This is a genomic window from Pseudoalteromonas sp. MMG010 (assembly GCF_018100905.1).
In the GTDB taxonomy this organism is placed as follows: domain Bacteria; phylum Pseudomonadota; class Gammaproteobacteria; order Enterobacterales; family Alteromonadaceae; genus Pseudoalteromonas.
The window spans coordinates 90,880-107,668 of sequence record NZ_JAGJEG010000001.1 but is presented as its reverse complement, the minus strand read 5'-3'; the positions used below and the strand labels follow the sequence as shown (position 1 = coordinate 107,668).

Genomic DNA, 16,789 nt, shown 5'->3' with positions numbered 1-16,789 from the left:
TATATTGTGATTTTATTTAAAGTATCTGTAAAAAAGTGTAATGAATACGATTACACCGCAGTACATTGTTATTATTGCACTTTAATTTTATCAATTAAAATACTACTAAGATAATACTGCATCATCGGTGTTAAAGCGCTTATTTCGGTACGATTACATGGACCTTGCACTTTCGTAAGATTAGACAGTTTTGATAAGGTTTTATATTCAGGTACTTTTACTTGCTCTGTTAACTCCGCTCTGGCAAGGCGAGCTTCTTCGGTGTTTTGTTGGTGGATAAAGGTAACGACTTCTAACTCATTCGTGATGCGTTGTTCTTGAGAAAACTTAAATACAATTGGTTCTTGGTGAAAACTAGCACTATCGATTGATGATTGCGCAAACCATACGACATCTCCTGACGCTGTATGTGTTAAGCGCATACTTACCTTAGCAAATAAGGTTGCACATTGCTGAGTAGGATATTGCTTGGCAACAGTATCAAATAAAGGGTATGGCGTTTTTGGCTTTACCAATACATAGTTAGTATCGTCAATAAAGTTTAAGTCGAGCTGGTGAATTGTTAAAATATAATCGCTATTTTTCTTTTCACTCACAATTAAGTGTTTTTCAGTGAGACTGTCACTGATTTGCTCTAATAGTTTATCAGTGACGCTTGCTTTATCGGTTGCGATAAAAACAGTCTGATTTCTAGAAACATCATGCGCAGGTAATTGTACCGATTTAACTTTAGGAAGAGAAAGCTCTGTTTGGTAAGTTAATTGATAAGTCTCACTTTTTAACGTTGGCTTTAACGGTATAGGTAAAGGTGCTGCAGGTTGTTTTGTTAATGTACACCCGACCGATAATAAAATAAAAAGTAAAATTGCAAATAAACGCATAAATATCCAAAACCTAATAAAAAAATCAATATTATGCTTATTGTACGATAGTCCAATCAAAAGTTCATGATATTATGTTCATTATCAATCGTTTTAAAAGATAATATTTATAAAACAATGCCGTATCTTATTTTTTTACTCCCCTCACTGTTTATTTTATCCCTTTTTACGTCTTACACTGTAAAAGCGAAAAACGTCGATCCACAGTGGGAGCCGTTTGTGAAAGATTATGGGCGTTACGTCGAAAAAAAATTAACGAGTAAAGGCATTCCAGGGGCAGCTTTATCCATTGTAAATACCGAATCAGCAGATTATATAAAGGCATTTGGCCGCACTAAAAGTAAACATGGCTTAGTGGTAAATCAACATACGCGTTTTCGCCTAGCATCTGTATCTAAAACATTTGCAGGCACACTTGCTGCTAAATTGGCTACACAAGGGGTATTTGCAATAGATGATCCTGTGAGTGAATACATTACTGATTTTGGTTTGAGTCGCTATAAAAATGAGCTAAAAATTTATCACTTACTGAGCCACTCAAGTGGTTTAGTCCCTAATGCTTATGATAATTTAATAGAATCCCGTACCGCTTATCCAAAAATAGTAAAGCAATTACTAAATGTAGAGCCTATATGTAGACCAAGCCAATGCTATGGTTATCAAAATGTGATGTTTAGTGTTATTGGTGATGTAATAAAAAGTACGACCGGCGAAGATTATGCGTATTGGCTTAACGAGTCCATTTTTAAGCCATTACAAATGAATAATGCCAGTGTGGGTTATGACAATATGACTCAAGATGATAATTATGCACACCCTCATGTGCGTGGTAAAACCCGCTGGTATACAGCTAAGCTAAAAAATAACTATTACAAAGTCCCACCCGCAGCCGGTGTTAATGCGAGTGCATCTGATATGGCAATTTGGCTTAAAGCACAGTTAGGTCAATATCCTGACGTATTATCGCTTGATACATTGTCAGCACAAACTCGAACATATACGCATACTAAAAAAGAAAAGTACCGCAGGGTTTGGCGAAAAAAACTAAAAGATGCTTATTATGGTTTAGGGTGGCGTATATATGATTATGACGATGAAACGATTTTTTATCATAGTGGCTGGGTGCAAGGCTATCGTAGTGATTTAGTGATCTTTCCGCATTTAAATATTGGTTTTAGCCTTATTTTGAATGCTGAAACGGGCTTAATTAATGAGCTCACTACTGAGTTTGTCGATAAGGTTTTAGCATATAAGAGAGGCAATTAAATGGGGATGAAAATAACTTATTGGTTGATGGCAATCATTTTATTATTAATTGTTACGATGCAGTATGCAATGGCTTCGCCTAAAACGATTTACTTATTTCGACACAGTGAGAAACAGCTAGGTCAAAATCCTAGTTTATCACTACAAGGGCAACAAAGAGCAAATAGGTTAATTGATTTAATTAGCGCAGACGACACGGTGAGCTTATTTAGCACTGATTATAAACGAACAAGAGAAACGGCGGCTCCTCTATCCGATTTTTTCAATATTCCCGTTCAAATATATAACGCACGCGCCTTAGATAAACTTAAACAAAGAATAATACAACAAAACAATACCGTTGTTGTGATTGGTCATAGTAATACAACGCCACAACTTGCACAGCTTCTGTCTAACGAAGAAATAGAGAAAATGGCAGAAGATAATTTTAATGAATATTATATTTTACAGTTGAAGGCTTATGAACATAAAAGCCAATATAGTGTAAAAAAACAGAAGATGAACTTTTAAAGCTTATTAATAAAATAAAAAAACCAGCCGAAGCTGGTTTTTTATTTACCGGGTGAATTAACCACGCGGTAATTGTATTTTTCTTTCTTCACTTTGGCGGTAAAGTACAATTGTGTGACCAATTGTTTGAAGTTTAACCGCACCTGTTTCGCGAACAATTGCATCAAAAATAAGCTTTTTAGTTTCACGGTCATCGGTTGGGACTTTAACTTTGATTAATTCGTGAATTTCTAATGCACTTTGAATTTCGACAACTACGCCTTCGGTTAAACCGTTAGAACCTAGTAATACTACGGGTTTAAGGCTATGTGCTTGGCCTTTTAAAAACTGCTTTTGTTTGTTAGATAATGTCATGTTTATACAAATTTTACTGAATATGGCTTGAATTAAGGGTATTCTACCGCCATCTAATCAATATTACTAATTAGTTACGTGTTAATTTATGGCAAATAAGAAACATTCGGCCAGTTCTAAGCGCTGGTTGAAAGAACATTTTGATGATCCTTATGTTCATGAAGCGCAAAAAAAAGGCTGGCGCTCACGTGCCGTTTTTAAGTTAGACGAAATTCAAAACAAAGATAAATTGCTGCGACCAGCAATGACGGTTGTTGATTTAGGCGCTGCGCCTGGAAGTTGGTCGCAGTATCTAGCCGAAAAAGTCGGTGACAAAGGACAAGTGGTTGCATGTGATATTCTACCTATGGATTCGTTGGCGGGCGTTGACTTTTTACAAGGTGACTTTCGTGAAGAAGCGGTATTAAATGCGTTATTAAAACGTATTGATGGTAAAAATGTGGATGTGGTACTCTCTGATATGGCACCGAATATGAGTGGAAATAGCTCAGTGGATCAGGCAGGAAGCATGTATTTGGTTGAGTTAGCACTTGATATGTGTAATCAAGTTCTGAAAAAAAATGGTGCATTTATTGTAAAGGTTTTCCAAGGCGAAGGCTTTGATCAATATCTGCAAGATGTACGTAATAGCTTTAATGTAGTGAAAATACGCAAACCTGATGCCTCACGTGCCCGTTCTCGGGAAGTATATATAGTAGCGACTGGGTACAAACTGTAGTACAGTTGCTAGGCGTTTAGTTGAATTTAAAATTAATTGGATACAAGAGGTTAACCCCTTGAGCGATATGGCGAAAAATTTAATACTATGGCTGGTCATTGCAGTTGTGCTGATGTCAGTCTTTCAGAGCTTTAATGGCGGCGATCAAGTTGATCGTCAAACAAGTTACTCTCAATTTGTAAAAGATGTACGTAATGGCTCTTTACAAGAAGTAGAAATCGATCGTGGGACTGGCACTATTGTCGGTACTAAAAGCAGTGGTGAGCAGTTTAAAACGATTATGCCACTGTACGACGAAGACTTAATTAATGACTTACTTAAAAATAATGTAATTGTTAAAGGGGTTCAACCTGAAGAACAATCATTCTTAGCAAGTATCTTTATTTCTTGGTTCCCAATGTTGTTACTGATTGGAGTATGGATATTCTTCATGCGCCAAATGCAAGGCGGCGGCGGAAAAGGGGCCATGTCGTTTGGTAAAAGCAAAGCCCGCTTGATGAGCGAAGAGCAAATCAAAACAACGTTTGCAGATGTTGCCGGTTGTGATGAAGCAAAAGATGATGTTACCGAGCTTGTTGATTTCTTAAGAGATCCTTCTAAGTTCCAAAAACTAGGTGGCAGTATTCCTAAAGGCGTACTCATGGTTGGTCCACCGGGTACTGGTAAAACATTACTGGCAAAAGCAGTGGCTGGTGAAGCTAAAGTCCCATTTTTTACAATTTCAGGTTCAGACTTTGTTGAAATGTTTGTCGGTGTGGGTGCATCACGTGTTCGTGATATGTTCGAACAAGCCAAAAAAGCAGCACCTTGTATCATCTTTATAGATGAAATTGATGCCGTAGGGCGTAAACGTGGTGCTGGTATGGGCGGCGGGCATGATGAGCGAGAACAAACACTCAATCAGATGCTAGTAGAAATGGATGGTTTTGAAGGCAACGAAGGTATTATTGTTATAGCCGCGACTAACCGTCCAGATGTATTAGACCCTGCATTACTTCGTCCTGGTCGTTTTGACCGTCAAGTGGTTGTTGGTTTACCTGATATTCGTGGTCGTGAACAAATTCTAAAAGTACACATGCGAAAAGTACCACTTGGTGACAATGTTGAAGCCGCTGTAATAGCGCGAGGTACACCTGGTTTCTCTGGTGCAGATTTAGCTAACTTAGTTAATGAAGCTGCATTATATGCCGCACGTAGCAATAAACGTGTCGTTAGCATGGCAGAATTTGACGCTGCAAAAGATAAAATCATGATGGGAGCAGAGCGCAAAACCATGGTGATGAGTGAGCAAGAAAAAGAAATGACGGCTTACCATGAAGCAGGCCATGCTATTGTTGGGCGAATGGTTCCTGAGCATGATCCTGTTTACAAGGTGTCAATCATTCCTCGTGGACGCGCTTTGGGTGTGACAATGTATCTGCCAGAGCAAGATAGAGTGAGCCACTCAAAAGAGTTATTAGAGTCTATGATCTCTAGCTTATATGGTGGCCGAATCGCAGAAGCGCTTATTTATGGTGAAGATAAAGTTACGACAGGCGCCAGTAATGATATTGAACGTGCGACAGACATTGCTCGTAAAATGGTTACTCAATGGGGTTTAAGTGAGAAATTAGGTCCGTTACTTTATGCTGAAGAACAAGGCGAAATGTACATGGGTGGCGGCGGTGGCCGTGCTATGAGCATGTCTGATGAAACAGCGAAAGTTATTGATACTGAAGTTCGTTTATTTTCTGATAGAAATTATCAGCGTGCCGAAGATATCTTAAAAGAAAATATAGATATCTTACATGCAATGAAAGACGCATTGATGAAGTATGAAACAATAGATGCGAAACAAATTGATGACTTAATGGCCCGCCAACCGGTACGTGAGCCTCGTGATGCACACGATCGCAAAGACGATGCCCCAGTTCAAGAAGCGGTTCAGCCAACAGAGCCAGCAGAAAAATCAGCAACACCTGATTCATCTAAAAAAGATGAAACAAACCTTGATGATAAAGCTGAATAATCGTTAAAATAGATATAACCAAAAGCCCCGATATTCGGGGCTTTTTTGTATGTTTGTTAAAATGAGTAAATAGCAATGATAAGAACGCTTAAGCTTCCTCGCAATCGCTCAATTAATTTAGAAAAACCAATAATTATGGGGATTTTAAATGTCACACCTGATTCTTTTTCAGATGGAGGGCGATTTTGTGCCATTGATATAGCACTAAAGCAAGCGTTAACACTATTAACAGAGGGCGCTACGATAATTGATATTGGGGGCGAGTCAACAAGACCCGGTGCACCTAATGTTACCCTTGAAGATGAATTAAATAGAGTGATACCTGTCATCAAGGCAATAAGAGCGCAAAGTGATTGTGTGATCTCGATTGATACCAGTAAAGCGCAAGTTATGGAACAAGCAATTGAAGCCGGTGCTGATATTGTTAATGATGTAAGGGCATTGCAAGAACCCGATGCATTAAGTGTATTGGCAAAGTATCCAGAGGTCGCAGTGTGTTTAATGCATATGCAAGGGCAGCCAAGAACAATGCAAGTTGCACCTAGTTACGATAATGTTATTGATCAGATTAATCATTTTTTTAATGAAAGAATTAAAGCCTGTGAGCAAGCGGGGATTAAGCGAGAGCGACTTATACTCGACCCTGGCTTTGGTTTTGGTAAACAACTTGAGCATAATTATGAGATACTTGCTAAGTTTAATGAATTTAACGTATTTAACCTGCCGTTATTAGCTGGGCTATCAAGAAAATCAATGATCGGTGAGCTATTAGATAGAACAATAGATGAGCGTTTAGCAGGCAGCTTAGCGGGTGCACTAATTGCAGCACAAAATAATGCACAGATTATTCGTGTGCATGATGTAAAAGACACAGCAGATGTGCTTGATGTATATCAAGCATGTATAAAAGGAATGTAATTATGAAAACAAGAAAATATTTTGGCACTGATGGTGTTCGTGGTTTAGTCGGCACGAACCCAATAACCCCCGAATTTGCAATGAAGCTAGGCTGGGCAGCAGGGCGTGTGTTATCACAAAACGGCACGAAAAAAGTAATCATCGGTAAAGACACACGTATTTCAGGTTATATGCTGGAAACCGCTTTGGAGTCAGGGTTAATTGCCGCCGGTATTGATGTTGTTTTACTTGGGCCGATGCCAACGCCTGCAGTGGCTTATTTAACACAAACATTTAGAGCTGAAGCGGGTATTGTGATTAGCGCATCTCATAACCCGTATTATGATAATGGCATTAAATTCTTTAACGGCCAGGGTCTTAAACTAGACGATAGCGTTGAATTAGAAATAGAGGCGTTACTGGATGAACCTATGACCTGTGTAGCGTCTGATAAATTAGGCAAAGCCCGCAGGCTTCCCAGTGCAGATGGGCGTTATATTGAATTTTGTAAAAGCCAGTTTCCACAAGGCTTTTCGTTAGAAGGGTTAAAAATTGTTGTTGATTGCGCAAATGGCGCGACTTACCATATTGCGCCTTCGGTAATGCGTGAGTTGGGCGCTGAGGTTATTCCGCACGCATGTGAGCCAAATGGTGTAAATATTAATCATGAATGTGGCGCAACATATGTAGATACGTTAAAGCGTAAAGTCCTTGAACATAATGCCGATGTGGGTATCGCTTATGATGGTGATGGCGACCGTGTAATGATGGTCGACCATAACGGCCGAGTTTTTGATGGTGATGACTTAGTTTATATTATAGCTTGTCAAGCTGCCCAAGATGATATGCTAGGCGGTGGTGTGGTCGGGACTGTAATGTCTAACATGGGCTTAGAAAATGCACTCAAAGCAAAAGGGATTGATTTTGCCCGTAGTAAAGTGGGTGACCGTTATGTCATGGAAATATTACAGCAAAAAGGCTGGAAAATTGGCGGTGAAAGTTCAGGGCATGTATTGAACCTGGATTTAATATCAACGGGTGATGGTATTATTTCAAGCTTACAAGTGTTAGCGGCAATGGTTGCACAAAATAAAACCCTGCAGGATTTAGGTACTGGCTTTACTAAATACCCTATGAAAATGATTAATGTACGTTATACCGCTGGCACTGATCCAACGACAGCACCTGAAGTATTAGCTGCCGTAGGTGAAGTTGAAAAAACGTTAGGCAATAAAGGGCGTGTTTTACTTCGTAAATCAGGGACTGAACCTGTTGTACGAGTGATGGTTGAAGCTGAGCAAGAGAAAGTCGTGTTAGATAGTGCACGAAAAATTGCTGATATTGTTGAATCTGTGAGCAAATAAACTGATTGATAACAATAACCTCTTGTATCTTGTTACAAGGCGAGTTAATATCTCGCCCGCTTTCTATAAGGAGTGGAAGAATGACTAAGCGTAAACCTATGGTTGCTGGTAATTGGAAAATGAACGGCTCTTTGGCTTTAGTTGAACAATTGTCAGATGCAATAAATGAAACAAAGTCAGCTGAACTGGATATTGTTTTATTTCCTCCATTTCCACTAATACCTGCTATGTTAAAAGCAGGTGTCATCAGTGGCTCACAAACTATTTGTGAAAATGAGCCTGGCGCTTATACTGGTGAAGTAGATGCACAATTGATTAAAGATTTAGGCGCTCAATATACCTTAGTAGGTCATTCAGAGCGACGTAGTATCTATAAAGAAAATAGTACAACGGTAGCGAATAAATTTGCCAGAGCACAAAATGTAGGACTGACGCCTATTTTATGTGTTGGCGAAAGTGAATCTGAGCGAGAAAATGCACTCACAGAGCAGGTGGTCGCAGCACAAATTGATGCTGTTATCGAAAAATTAGGTGTAGCCGCACTGAAAGATTCTGTGATAGCATACGAGCCCGTTTGGGCTATAGGCACAGGTAAAACTGCCTCGCCAGAGCAAGCACAAAATGTGCATAAATTTATCCGTGATAAAATTGCTGCATTAGATAGCAATTTAGCACAAGGGCTTACCATCTTATACGGTGGTAGCGTTAATGAAAAAAATAGCGAATCATTATTTGCACAAGCAGATATAGATGGTGGATTAATCGGTGGTGCTAGCTTAAAAGCTGACTCATTTATTGCCATTTGTAATAGTGCAAAAGGAACTGTATAAGATGTACGAAATTTTATTAGTAATTTATTTAGTAGTCGCTTTAGCTTTAGTTGGTATGGTTTTAATCCAACAAGGTAAAGGGGCAGACATGGGTTCATCATTTGGTGCAGGCGCTTCAGGTACAGTGTTTGGTTCATCAGGTGCTGGTAACTTCATGACAAAAACAACGACAATACTAGCCACTATCTTTTTTGTGCTAAGTATCGTGTTAGGTAACCTTACTGCGGGTCAAATTAAAAAGACTGACGAGTGGGAAAATTTAGAAGCAGCTCCAGCAGTAGAAACTGTTGCTCCAGCTGCTGATGATGTTCCGGTTGTACCAGCTAAACAAAATAATTCAGACGTTCCTAACTAAATATTTAGGAAAATAGTTAAGTGGTTTACTTCCTCAAGTAAATGCAAAACTTAACAACAAGCGAAAGCTTTTAAAATGCGGTTGTGGTGGAATTGGTAGACACGCTACCTTGAGGGGGTAGTGCTTTAGGGCGTGGGGGTTCAAGTCCCCCCAACCGCACCATACAATTAAAGCCAGTAACAGTTTTGTTACTGGCTTTTTCGTTTTTAAAAATAAGCTAAACAAACGGGACTCAATTAATTGCATTGAACCATAGCCTTTGTGTGGTTTGTTTAAGTCCTCTTTGGCTTATAATATTTATCTATTAATTCAATCATTATTGATGAATAAGGTTGCTTATTGCCATCTAGAACCTTATAATGACGGCCATTGTTTAGCATGTTTATATTGCTAACGATGGTATCAGATTTAGTTTGATACTTTTGGCGCGGGATGGAGCAGTCTGGTAGCTCGTCGGGCTCATAACCCGAAGGTCGTCGGTTCAAATCCGGCTCCCGCAACCAATTACACGTTAATTGGAAACATTAACTGGCTATAGTTAATGTTTAAGCCAAACATAGTAGTAAGTATTACTTACTAATATATGCCGCGCATTCATAGTAATGCGCGTTTTGCGTTTAAGCTTTACCGTTTAATTTGGTCAGATCATGACTCGCAACCAAGCTTGGCCTATGGCCACACATTCCAGTTTTATGTGACGCCCCGCTTGGTTCGGGGCGTTGTTGCATCTGCACCTTAATTTACTGTTTGTTCAGTAAATTAAATTTTAAACTCAGTATTTTAGGGCTTTAAGCCCTTTTTTTGTTTGTATGGAGGATTTTTGTGACAAAACTTGAACAAGATTTAGTTACCATGTTAACGCCAGCAGTAGAAATGTTAGGCTTTGAACTGCATGGTCTTGAATTTGTGCAAGCCGGTCGTCATTCTACACTAAGGGTCTATATAGACCATGAGAATGGGATCAGTGTTGATAATTGTGTCGATTCAAGTCGACAAATCAGCGCAATTTTAGATGTCGAAGACCCAATTACAAATGAATATGATTTGGAAGTGTCGTCTCCTGGTGTTGATCGCCCATTATTCAAACAAGATCATTACGAGAAGGCGCAAGGAGAGGAAGTACGTGTTCGTACCAAGCTTCCACAAGACGGTCGTCGAAATTTTAAAGGCGATTTAATAGCAGTTAGCAGCGATATGATCACATTGAAAAGCGATGGCGAAGAGCATTTAATCATGCTCAGCAATGTCGAACGTGCGAACATAATTGCAAAGTTTTAATTTGAGTGCGAAGGAATAGGGCAGCGAGGCATTACCTATGGCAAAAGAGATATTATTAGTTGCTGAAGCGGTTTCTAATGAGAAAGCGGTTCCAAAAGAAAAGATTTTTGAAGCGTTAGAGTTTGCATTAGCAACAGCAACAAAGAAAAAGCATGATGGCGAAATAGAAGTACGTGTATCTATCGACCGTAAAACAGGTGATTACGATACATTCCGCCGTTGGCAAATTGCAGAAGTGCAAGAAGATGGTTCATTAGAGAATCCTTACAGTGAAATTACTTTAGAAGCTGCTCAGGTTGAAGAGCCAGAGTTGCAGTTAGGTGATTTTGTTGAAGAACAAATTGATTCAATTAAATTTGACCGTATTACTACGCAAATGGCAAAGCAAGTTATCGTACAAAAAGTACGTGAAGCTGAGCGAGCATTAGTGGTTGAAGCATATAAAGATCAACAAGGCGAATTAGTAACGGGTGTTGTTAAAAAAGCAACACGTGATGCAATTGTGCTTGATTTAGGTAATAACGCAGAAGCCGTTATATACCGTGATGATATGCTACCACGTGAAAACTTCCGCCCAGGCGATCGTATTCGTGGTTTACTTTACGAAGTTAAGCCTGAAGCGCGTGGTGCACAATTATTTGTAACACGTTCTAAGCCTGAAATGCTAATGGAACTGTTTCGCATTGAAGTGCCAGAAATTGGCGAAGAGATGATTGAACTACGTGCAGCAGCTCGCGATCCGGGTTCACGTGCTAAAATTGCTGTTAAATCTAACGACAAGCGCATTGATCCTGTTGGTGCGTGTGTGGGGATGCGTGGTGCACGTGTGCAAGCTGTATCATCAGAACTTGGTGGTGAGCGTGTTGACATTGTACTTTATGATGATAACCCTGCACAGTTTGTTATTAATGCAATGGCACCTGCAGAAGTGGCTTCAATAGTAATGGATGAAGATACTCATTCAATGGATATCGCAGTAGAAGCTGATAACCTAGCACAAGCTATTGGTCGTAACGGTCAAAACGTTCGTTTAGCAAGTCAGTTGACTGGCTGGGAACTAAACGTAATGACTGTAGAAGACATGCGCACGAAAAATGAAGCTGAATCAGATAAGTTACTTAACTTATTCACTGAAAACTTAGACATTGATGATGAGTTTGCTTCACTACTGATTAATGAAGGTTTCTCTACACTTGAAGAAGTTGCGTATGTTCCAGCTTCAGAGTTTTTAGAAATTGATGGTTTAGATGAAGAAACTGTTGATGTATTGCGTTCACGCGCGAAAGATGCGTTAACAACGAAAGCACTTAAAACAGAAGAGAGCCTAGAAGGTGCTGAACCGGCTGCAGATTTACTTGCACTTGAAGGTTTAGAGCGTCATTTAGCATTTGTTATGGCAAGTAAAGGTGTAGTAACACTTGAAGACTTGGCAGAGCAAGGTATCGACGAATTAGTTGATATCACAGAAGTATCACCTGAAACAGCTGGTGAACTAATTATGGCTGCACGTAACATTTGTTGGTTTGCAGACGAGTAATTTATTAACGGAGGTATTACACACTATGGCAGAAGTAAATGTTGAAAAACTAGCCGGCGATATAGGTACAACTGTTGATAAGTTACTACAGCAGTTTGATCAAGCAGGCATTGCAAAAAAAGCTGGCGATAATGTAACAGAAGCTGAAAAAGCAAAGTTACTTGATCATTTAAGTAAATCACATGGTGGTACTGGTTCAGATGGGCCAGCACGCATGACTTTACAACGTAAGAGTAAAAGCACTTTGAGTGTGACAGGCTCTACGGGTAAAGCTAAAGCTGTGCAAGTAGAAGTGCGTAAAACACGTACTTACGTGAAGAAAAGCGCCATTGAGCAGGAGCAAGAGCAACAACGTTTAGCCGCAGAAGAAGCTGCACGTGTTGCCGAGCAAGAAAAAGCTGCACAAGAAGCCGCCGAATTAAAAGCAAAGCAAGACGCTGAACGTAAAGCAAAAGAAGACGCTGACCGTAAAGCGAAAGAAGAAGCCAAGCGCAAAGCTGATGCAGAGCGTAAGGCGAAACAACAGCAGATGACCCCAGAGCAAAGTGCTAAGTCTGAGAAAGATCGCATCGAAGCTGAGCGTCTGCAAAAAGAAGCAGAAGAGGCCGCATTGAAGAAAGCTGAAGAAGAAGCGAAACGTCAAGCAGAAGAGGCAAGAAAGCTAGCAGAAGAAAACTCTGCACGCTGGAAGAAAGAAGAAGAAGAACGTAAGAAACGCGAAGAAACTGCGGATCACCACCTTACGACTTCAACTTACGCACGTGAAGCAGAAGATGTTGCTGATGCTCGTGATGAGCAAGGTACACGCCGTGCGAAGAAAAAGAAAAAAGCCCCAGCAAAAGATAAATTTGCTGCAGGTAAAGGCCGTAATAAAGGCAAACTAAAAGCACCTACATCACTTCAGCATGGTTTCCAAAAACCAACAGCTGATGTTAAAAATGAAGTGCGTATTAGTGAAACAATTACAGTAGCAGAGCTTGCATCACGCATGGCTGTTAAAGGCGCTGAAGTTGTTAAAACAATGATGAAAATGGGCGACATGGTTACTATTAACCAAGTTATTGACCAAGAAACAGCACAACTTGTTGCTGAAGAAATGGGCCATAAAGTAATCATCGTTAAAGAAAATGAATTAGAGCAAACAGTACTAAATGACCGTCATGAAGATGGTAAGTCTGAGCCGCGTGCGCCAGTAGTAACTGTAATGGGTCACGTTGACCATGGTAAAACATCAACACTTGATTACATTCGTTCAGCGAAAGTAGCATCGGGTGAAGCCGGTGGTATTACTCAGCACATTGGTGCATACCATGTTGAAACCAATGGCAACATGATCACGTTCTTAGATACACCAGGTCACGCCGCGTTTACATCAATGCGTGCTCGTGGTGCTAAAGCGACTGATATCGTAATCCTTGTGGTTGCAGCAGATGATGGTGTAATGCCACAAACTAAAGAAGCCGTACAGCATGCTCGTGCAGCTGGCGTTCCTTTAATTATTGCTGTAAACAAGATGGATAAAGAGGGTGCAGACCCCGATCGTGTTAAAAATGAATTAGCTCAGCTTGATGTTATTCCAGAAGATTGGGGTGGTGATACACAATATGTACACATCTCAGCTAAAACAGGTTTAGGTATTGATGACTTACTAGAAGCTGTTCTAATGCAATCTGAGTTATTAGAACTTACAGCGCCTAGTGAAGGTATGGCTGCAGGTGTTGTAATTGAATCACGCCTTGATAAAGGCCGTGGTCCAGTAGCATCAGTGCTTGTTCAGTCAGGTACGCTAAATCAAGGTGATATCGTACTATGTGGTCTTGAATACGGCCGTGTTCGTGCAATGAAAGACGAAAATGGTAAAGATATTAAGTCAGCAGGTCCTTCTATTCCAGTTGAAATCTTAGGTCTTTCAGGTATTCCGGCTGCTGGTGATGAAGCGACTGTTGTAAAAGATGAGCGTAAAGCGCGTGAAGTAGCTCTTTATCGTCAAGGTAAATTCCGTGATGTTAAATTAGCTCGTCAACAAAAAGCAAAACTTGAAAACATGTTTACTAACATGGCTGAAGGTGATGTTTCTGAAGTTAACGTAGTACTTAAAGCCGACGTTCAAGGTTCTATCGAAGCAATTTCAGATTCACTAACGAAACTTTCTACTGATGAAGTAAAAGTGAAGATTGTGGGTTCTGGTGTTGGTGGTATTACCGAAACTGATGCAACACTTGCTGCTGCTTCAAACGCGATTGTGGTTGGCTTTAACGTACGTGCTGATGCATCGGCGCGTAAAGTGATTGATACTGAAAACCTTGATTTACGTTACTACAGCGTTATCTACAGCTTGATTGAAGAAGTTAAGCAAGCAATGTCAGGTATGTTAGCGCCAGAGTTCAAGCAAGAGATCATTGGTCTTGCTGAAGTACGTGATGTGTTTAAGTCACCTAAAATCGGCGCTATCGCTGGTTGTATGGTAACTGAAGGCATTGTAAAACGCAGTGCACCTATTCGTGTACTACGTGAAAACGTGGTTATTTACGAAGGCGAACTTGAGTCATTACGTCGCTTTAAAGATGATGTACAAGAAGTGCGTAACGGCATGGAATGTGGTATCGGCGTTAAGAACTACAACGATGTTAAAGTTGGTGACCAAATCGAAGTATTCGAAACAGTTGAAGTGCAACGTTCACTTTAATTACTCGTAAACTAAGATTGTAAATGGGGGCTTTGCCCCCATTTGTGTATTCATTACTTAATTAACTTATTATTATTTTTCAATAAGTTATGATTTTAGGATAATATAAATGAGAGAATTTTCTCGCACTGATCGTGTTGCTCAGCAAATTCAAAAAGAGATTGCGGTTATATTACAACGCGAAATTAAAGATCCACGCTTAGGTATGGTCACAGTGTCAGCGGTAGAAGTATCGCGCGATTTATCATACGCAAAAGTATTTATCACGGTATTTAATACTAAAGATGAAGACAGTGCTAAACAAAGCGCAAAAATTCTTAATGAAGCAACGGGTTATATTCGTTCTTTATTAGGTAAACGTATTCGTGCGCGTATTATGCCAGAGCTTAAATTTGTGGTTGATAATTCACTAATGGAAGGGATGCGAATCTCTAATTTAGTTGATTCGGTTATTCGCGAAGATAACGCGAAACATGTTGATGATGAAACCCAAAGTGAAGAAGGCAACAAAGACTAATGGCAAGACGCAGTAAAGGCCGTCAAATAGATGGCATTTTGTTGTTAAACAAACCTGAAGGCATTTCGTCAAATAAAGCACTGCAACAAGCCAAAGGCATATATTTTGCCCAAAAAGCGGGCCACACGGGTGCCTTAGACCCTTTAGCAACTGGTATGTTACCTATTTGTTTTGGTGAGGCGACTAAGTTTACACAGTTTCTACTAGACACTGACAAAACCTATGTCGTTCGCGCTAAATTAGGTGAACGTACAACCACTTCTGACTCTGACGGTGAAATAGTCAGTACAAAAGCGGTAAATGTGACAATGGAGCAATTAGAACGCGAAGTTGCTGCTTTTTTAGGTGAGTCAGACCAATATCCTTCTATGTATTCGGCATTAAAGTATGAAGGTAAACCTTTATATAAGTATGCACGAGAAGGAATTGAAGTTCCTCGTAAATGTAGGAAGATTAATGTATTTAGTTTAACTCTCGATGAGTTCGATGAGAAAAACAACGAAATTCAGATGACGGCACATGTATCTAAAGGTACTTACATTCGTACGATAGTGGACGATTTAGGTGAAAACATTGGTTGTGGTGCGCACGTTATTATGTTGCATCGTAGCGCAGTAGGGCATTACCCTGCAGATAAAATGGTTACGTTAGAACATATTCAGGCATTGCTTGACTCAGCTAAAGAACAAGAGATTGAACCAAGTACATATTTAGATGAATTGCTGCTGCCAATGGACTCTGCACTTGTTGATTTACCTGTAGTTGAAATCACAAAAGAGCAAGGGATGTCATTTAGCCACGGCCAAGCTATTGTGTTAGGTACAGAATTACCTCATGGTGCAATTAAAGTGTTAGCCGATGGTGTGTTTATTGGTACAGGTGAACGTAACCCTGATGGCCACCTAAAATCAAAACGTGGTTTGGCAAATCAGCTTCCAGAGTAAAGTTTAACTTGTAGTTATTTTTATACTTGGTAGAATACGCCCGCTTAATCGTTTTGGCTGAATTAGTGATCGGCTAAAGCACCTTTTAAATTTAATTTTGGAGTTACTATGTCACTAAGCAATCAAGAAAAAATCGATATCATTGCTAAATTTGCACGTGCAGAAGGCGACACTGGTTCACCTGAAGTACAAGTAGCATTACTTACTTTTGATATCAACAAGCTACAAGGTCACTTTGCTGATCACAAGCACGATTTCCACTCTCGTCGTGGTCTGCTTCGTAAAGTTAGCACTCGCCGTAAATTGCTTGATTACCTTAAAGGTAAAGATATCTCGCGTTATACTGCACTAATCAAAGAACTTGGCCTACGTCGCTAAGCACTTGATTTCGAAAAAAGGAGCTATTTAGCTCCTTTTTTTGTGCCTCTAATTTAATGGTTAATGAGAATATCTTTAAGGTATTTCTTATTCTCTAAACATGCACCTAAGTTATTATCTACTATTTAATACAATGAATTTTTGACCCTTTTTGTATATATATCCTACGATGCTTTTTTATCTTTTAATAAACAACCCAATTAATTTAAAGCAATTATAACTAGGCTCGCAATTTGTAGTGGCTTTGTTATATACTATGCGCGTAG

The 16,789-nt window shown here is 39.7% G+C and carries 16 protein-coding genes and 2 tRNA genes; 16 read left to right on the top strand and 2 right to left on the bottom strand.

Going from position 1 to position 16,789, the window contains the following annotated elements; translation table 11 throughout:
- Positions 1 to 71: 71 nt before the first annotated feature.
- Positions 72 to 881 carry a hypothetical protein gene (locus J8L70_RS00525; RefSeq protein WP_211053522.1) on the bottom strand — a complete coding sequence of 270 codons (810 nt, stop codon included), beginning with the start codon at positions 879 to 881 and terminating at the stop codon, positions 72 to 74.
- 117 nt (positions 882 to 998) lie between these two features.
- On the opposite strand from J8L70_RS00525, the gene J8L70_RS00520 reads away from it, so the two are divergent.
- Positions 999 to 2,147, top strand: a complete 1,149-nt coding sequence (locus tag J8L70_RS00520; protein WP_211053521.1) for a serine hydrolase domain-containing protein — start codon at positions 999 to 1,001, stop codon at positions 2,145 to 2,147.
- Positions 2,148 to 2,153: 6 nt separating this feature from the next.
- Complete coding sequence (locus J8L70_RS00515) at positions 2,154 to 2,657, top strand: phosphoglycerate mutase family protein (RefSeq protein ID WP_247664637.1); 504 nt, start codon at positions 2,154 to 2,156, stop codon at positions 2,655 to 2,657.
- Between the two features lie 57 nt (positions 2,658 to 2,714).
- Here J8L70_RS00515 and yhbY read toward each other — a convergent pair whose 3' ends face one another.
- A complete protein-coding gene (gene yhbY / locus J8L70_RS00510) occupies positions 2,715 to 3,011 on the bottom strand; it encodes a ribosome assembly RNA-binding protein YhbY (RefSeq protein ID WP_211053519.1) in 297 nt (98 codons plus the stop codon).
- Positions 3,012 to 3,099: 88 nt separating this feature from the next.
- Here yhbY and rlmE point away from each other — a divergent pair, with 88 nt between their 5' ends.
- From rlmE to rpsO, 14 genes are all read left to right on the top strand, one after another.
- Entirely contained in the window at positions 3,100 to 3,729 is a 630-nt protein-coding gene (gene rlmE / locus J8L70_RS00505; protein ID WP_211053518.1) for a 23S rRNA (uridine(2552)-2'-O)-methyltransferase RlmE, read from the top strand.
- A gap of 67 nt (positions 3,730 to 3,796) precedes the next feature.
- Positions 3,797 to 5,737 carry an ATP-dependent zinc metalloprotease FtsH gene (ftsH, locus tag J8L70_RS00500; RefSeq protein ID WP_211053517.1) on the top strand — a complete coding sequence of 647 codons (1,941 nt, stop codon included), beginning with the start codon at positions 3,797 to 3,799 and terminating at the stop codon, positions 5,735 to 5,737.
- Between the two features lie 75 nt (positions 5,738 to 5,812).
- Positions 5,813 to 6,655, top strand: coding sequence for a dihydropteroate synthase (gene folP / locus J8L70_RS00495; protein ID WP_211053516.1), 843 nt, complete (start codon positions 5,813 to 5,815; stop codon positions 6,653 to 6,655).
- 2 nt (positions 6,656 to 6,657) lie between these two features.
- Positions 6,658 to 7,998 (top strand): phosphoglucosamine mutase, encoded by a 1,341-nt coding sequence (glmM, locus tag J8L70_RS00490; RefSeq protein WP_211053515.1) that lies wholly within the window; start codon positions 6,658 to 6,660, stop codon positions 7,996 to 7,998.
- 80 nt (positions 7,999 to 8,078) lie between these two features.
- Positions 8,079 to 8,828, top strand: a complete 750-nt coding sequence (gene tpiA / locus J8L70_RS00485; protein WP_211053514.1) for a triose-phosphate isomerase — start codon at positions 8,079 to 8,081, stop codon at positions 8,826 to 8,828.
- 1 nt (position 8,829) lies between these two features.
- Positions 8,830 to 9,183, top strand: coding sequence for a preprotein translocase subunit SecG (gene secG, locus J8L70_RS00480; protein ID WP_211053513.1), 354 nt, complete (start codon positions 8,830 to 8,832; stop codon positions 9,181 to 9,183).
- A 77-nt stretch (positions 9,184 to 9,260) separates the two neighbouring features.
- A tRNA-Leu gene (locus J8L70_RS00475) sits at positions 9,261 to 9,345 on the top strand.
- A 264-nt stretch (positions 9,346 to 9,609) separates the two neighbouring features.
- Positions 9,610 to 9,686 (top strand) — tRNA-Met (locus tag J8L70_RS00470).
- Positions 9,687 to 10,005: 319 nt separating this feature from the next.
- On the top strand, positions 10,006 to 10,461 hold the full coding sequence (gene rimP / locus J8L70_RS00465; protein WP_211053512.1) for a ribosome maturation factor RimP: 456 nt from the start codon (positions 10,006 to 10,008) through the stop codon (positions 10,459 to 10,461).
- A 37-nt stretch (positions 10,462 to 10,498) separates the two neighbouring features.
- Positions 10,499 to 11,998, top strand: coding sequence for a transcription termination factor NusA (nusA, locus tag J8L70_RS00460; protein WP_211053511.1), 1,500 nt, complete (start codon positions 10,499 to 10,501; stop codon positions 11,996 to 11,998).
- Between the two features lie 25 nt (positions 11,999 to 12,023).
- On the top strand, positions 12,024 to 14,684 hold the full coding sequence (gene infB, locus J8L70_RS00455; RefSeq protein ID WP_211053510.1) for a translation initiation factor IF-2: 2,661 nt from the start codon (positions 12,024 to 12,026) through the stop codon (positions 14,682 to 14,684).
- A 109-nt stretch (positions 14,685 to 14,793) separates the two neighbouring features.
- Complete coding sequence (rbfA, locus tag J8L70_RS00450) at positions 14,794 to 15,201, top strand: 30S ribosome-binding factor RbfA (RefSeq protein WP_211053509.1); 408 nt, start codon at positions 14,794 to 14,796, stop codon at positions 15,199 to 15,201.
- The gene (gene truB / locus J8L70_RS00445) at positions 15,201 to 16,145 is read left to right on the top strand and encodes a tRNA pseudouridine(55) synthase TruB (RefSeq protein WP_211053508.1); all 945 of its coding nucleotides are present in this window, start codon (positions 15,201 to 15,203) and stop codon (positions 16,143 to 16,145) included. Before rbfA ends, truB begins: the two co-directional genes overlap by 1 nt.
- Positions 16,146 to 16,253: 108 nt before the next feature.
- A complete protein-coding gene (rpsO, locus tag J8L70_RS00440) occupies positions 16,254 to 16,523 on the top strand; it encodes a 30S ribosomal protein S15 (protein ID WP_006793376.1) in 270 nt (89 codons plus the stop codon).
- Positions 16,524 to 16,789: the final 266 nt, after the last annotated feature.

What these genes read in the sequence shown, in the direction of transcription:
- rbfA (WP_211053509.1), top strand. Translation starts at nt 14,794, where the DNA reads ATGAGAGAATTTTCTCGCACTGATCGTGTTGCTCAGCAAATTCAAAAA.
- glmM (WP_211053515.1), top strand. Translation starts at nt 6,658, where the DNA reads ATGAAAACAAGAAAATATTTTGGCACTGATGGTGTTCGTGGTTTAGTC.
- J8L70_RS00525 (WP_211053522.1), bottom strand. Translation starts at nt 881, where the DNA reads ATGCGTTTATTTGCAATTTTACTTTTTATTTTATTATCGGTCGGGTGT.
- truB (WP_211053508.1), top strand. Translation starts at nt 15,201, where the DNA reads ATGGCAAGACGCAGTAAAGGCCGTCAAATAGATGGCATTTTGTTGTTA.
- nusA (WP_211053511.1), top strand. Translation starts at nt 10,499, where the DNA reads ATGGCAAAAGAGATATTATTAGTTGCTGAAGCGGTTTCTAATGAGAAA.
- secG (WP_211053513.1), top strand. Translation starts at nt 8,830, where the DNA reads ATGTACGAAATTTTATTAGTAATTTATTTAGTAGTCGCTTTAGCTTTA.
- rpsO (WP_006793376.1), top strand. Translation starts at nt 16,254, where the DNA reads ATGTCACTAAGCAATCAAGAAAAAATCGATATCATTGCTAAATTTGCA.
- infB (WP_211053510.1), top strand. Translation starts at nt 12,024, where the DNA reads ATGGCAGAAGTAAATGTTGAAAAACTAGCCGGCGATATAGGTACAACT.
- folP (WP_211053516.1), top strand. Translation starts at nt 5,813, where the DNA reads ATGATAAGAACGCTTAAGCTTCCTCGCAATCGCTCAATTAATTTAGAA.
- J8L70_RS00515 (WP_247664637.1), top strand. Translation starts at nt 2,154, where the DNA reads ATGAAAATAACTTATTGGTTGATGGCAATCATTTTATTATTAATTGTT.
- ftsH (WP_211053517.1), top strand. Translation starts at nt 3,797, where the DNA reads ATGGCGAAAAATTTAATACTATGGCTGGTCATTGCAGTTGTGCTGATG.
- tpiA (WP_211053514.1), top strand. Translation starts at nt 8,079, where the DNA reads ATGACTAAGCGTAAACCTATGGTTGCTGGTAATTGGAAAATGAACGGC.
- yhbY (WP_211053519.1), bottom strand. Translation starts at nt 3,011, where the DNA reads ATGACATTATCTAACAAACAAAAGCAGTTTTTAAAAGGCCAAGCACAT.
- rlmE (WP_211053518.1), top strand. Translation starts at nt 3,100, where the DNA reads ATGGCAAATAAGAAACATTCGGCCAGTTCTAAGCGCTGGTTGAAAGAA.
- J8L70_RS00520 (WP_211053521.1), top strand. Translation starts at nt 999, where the DNA reads ATGCCGTATCTTATTTTTTTACTCCCCTCACTGTTTATTTTATCCCTT.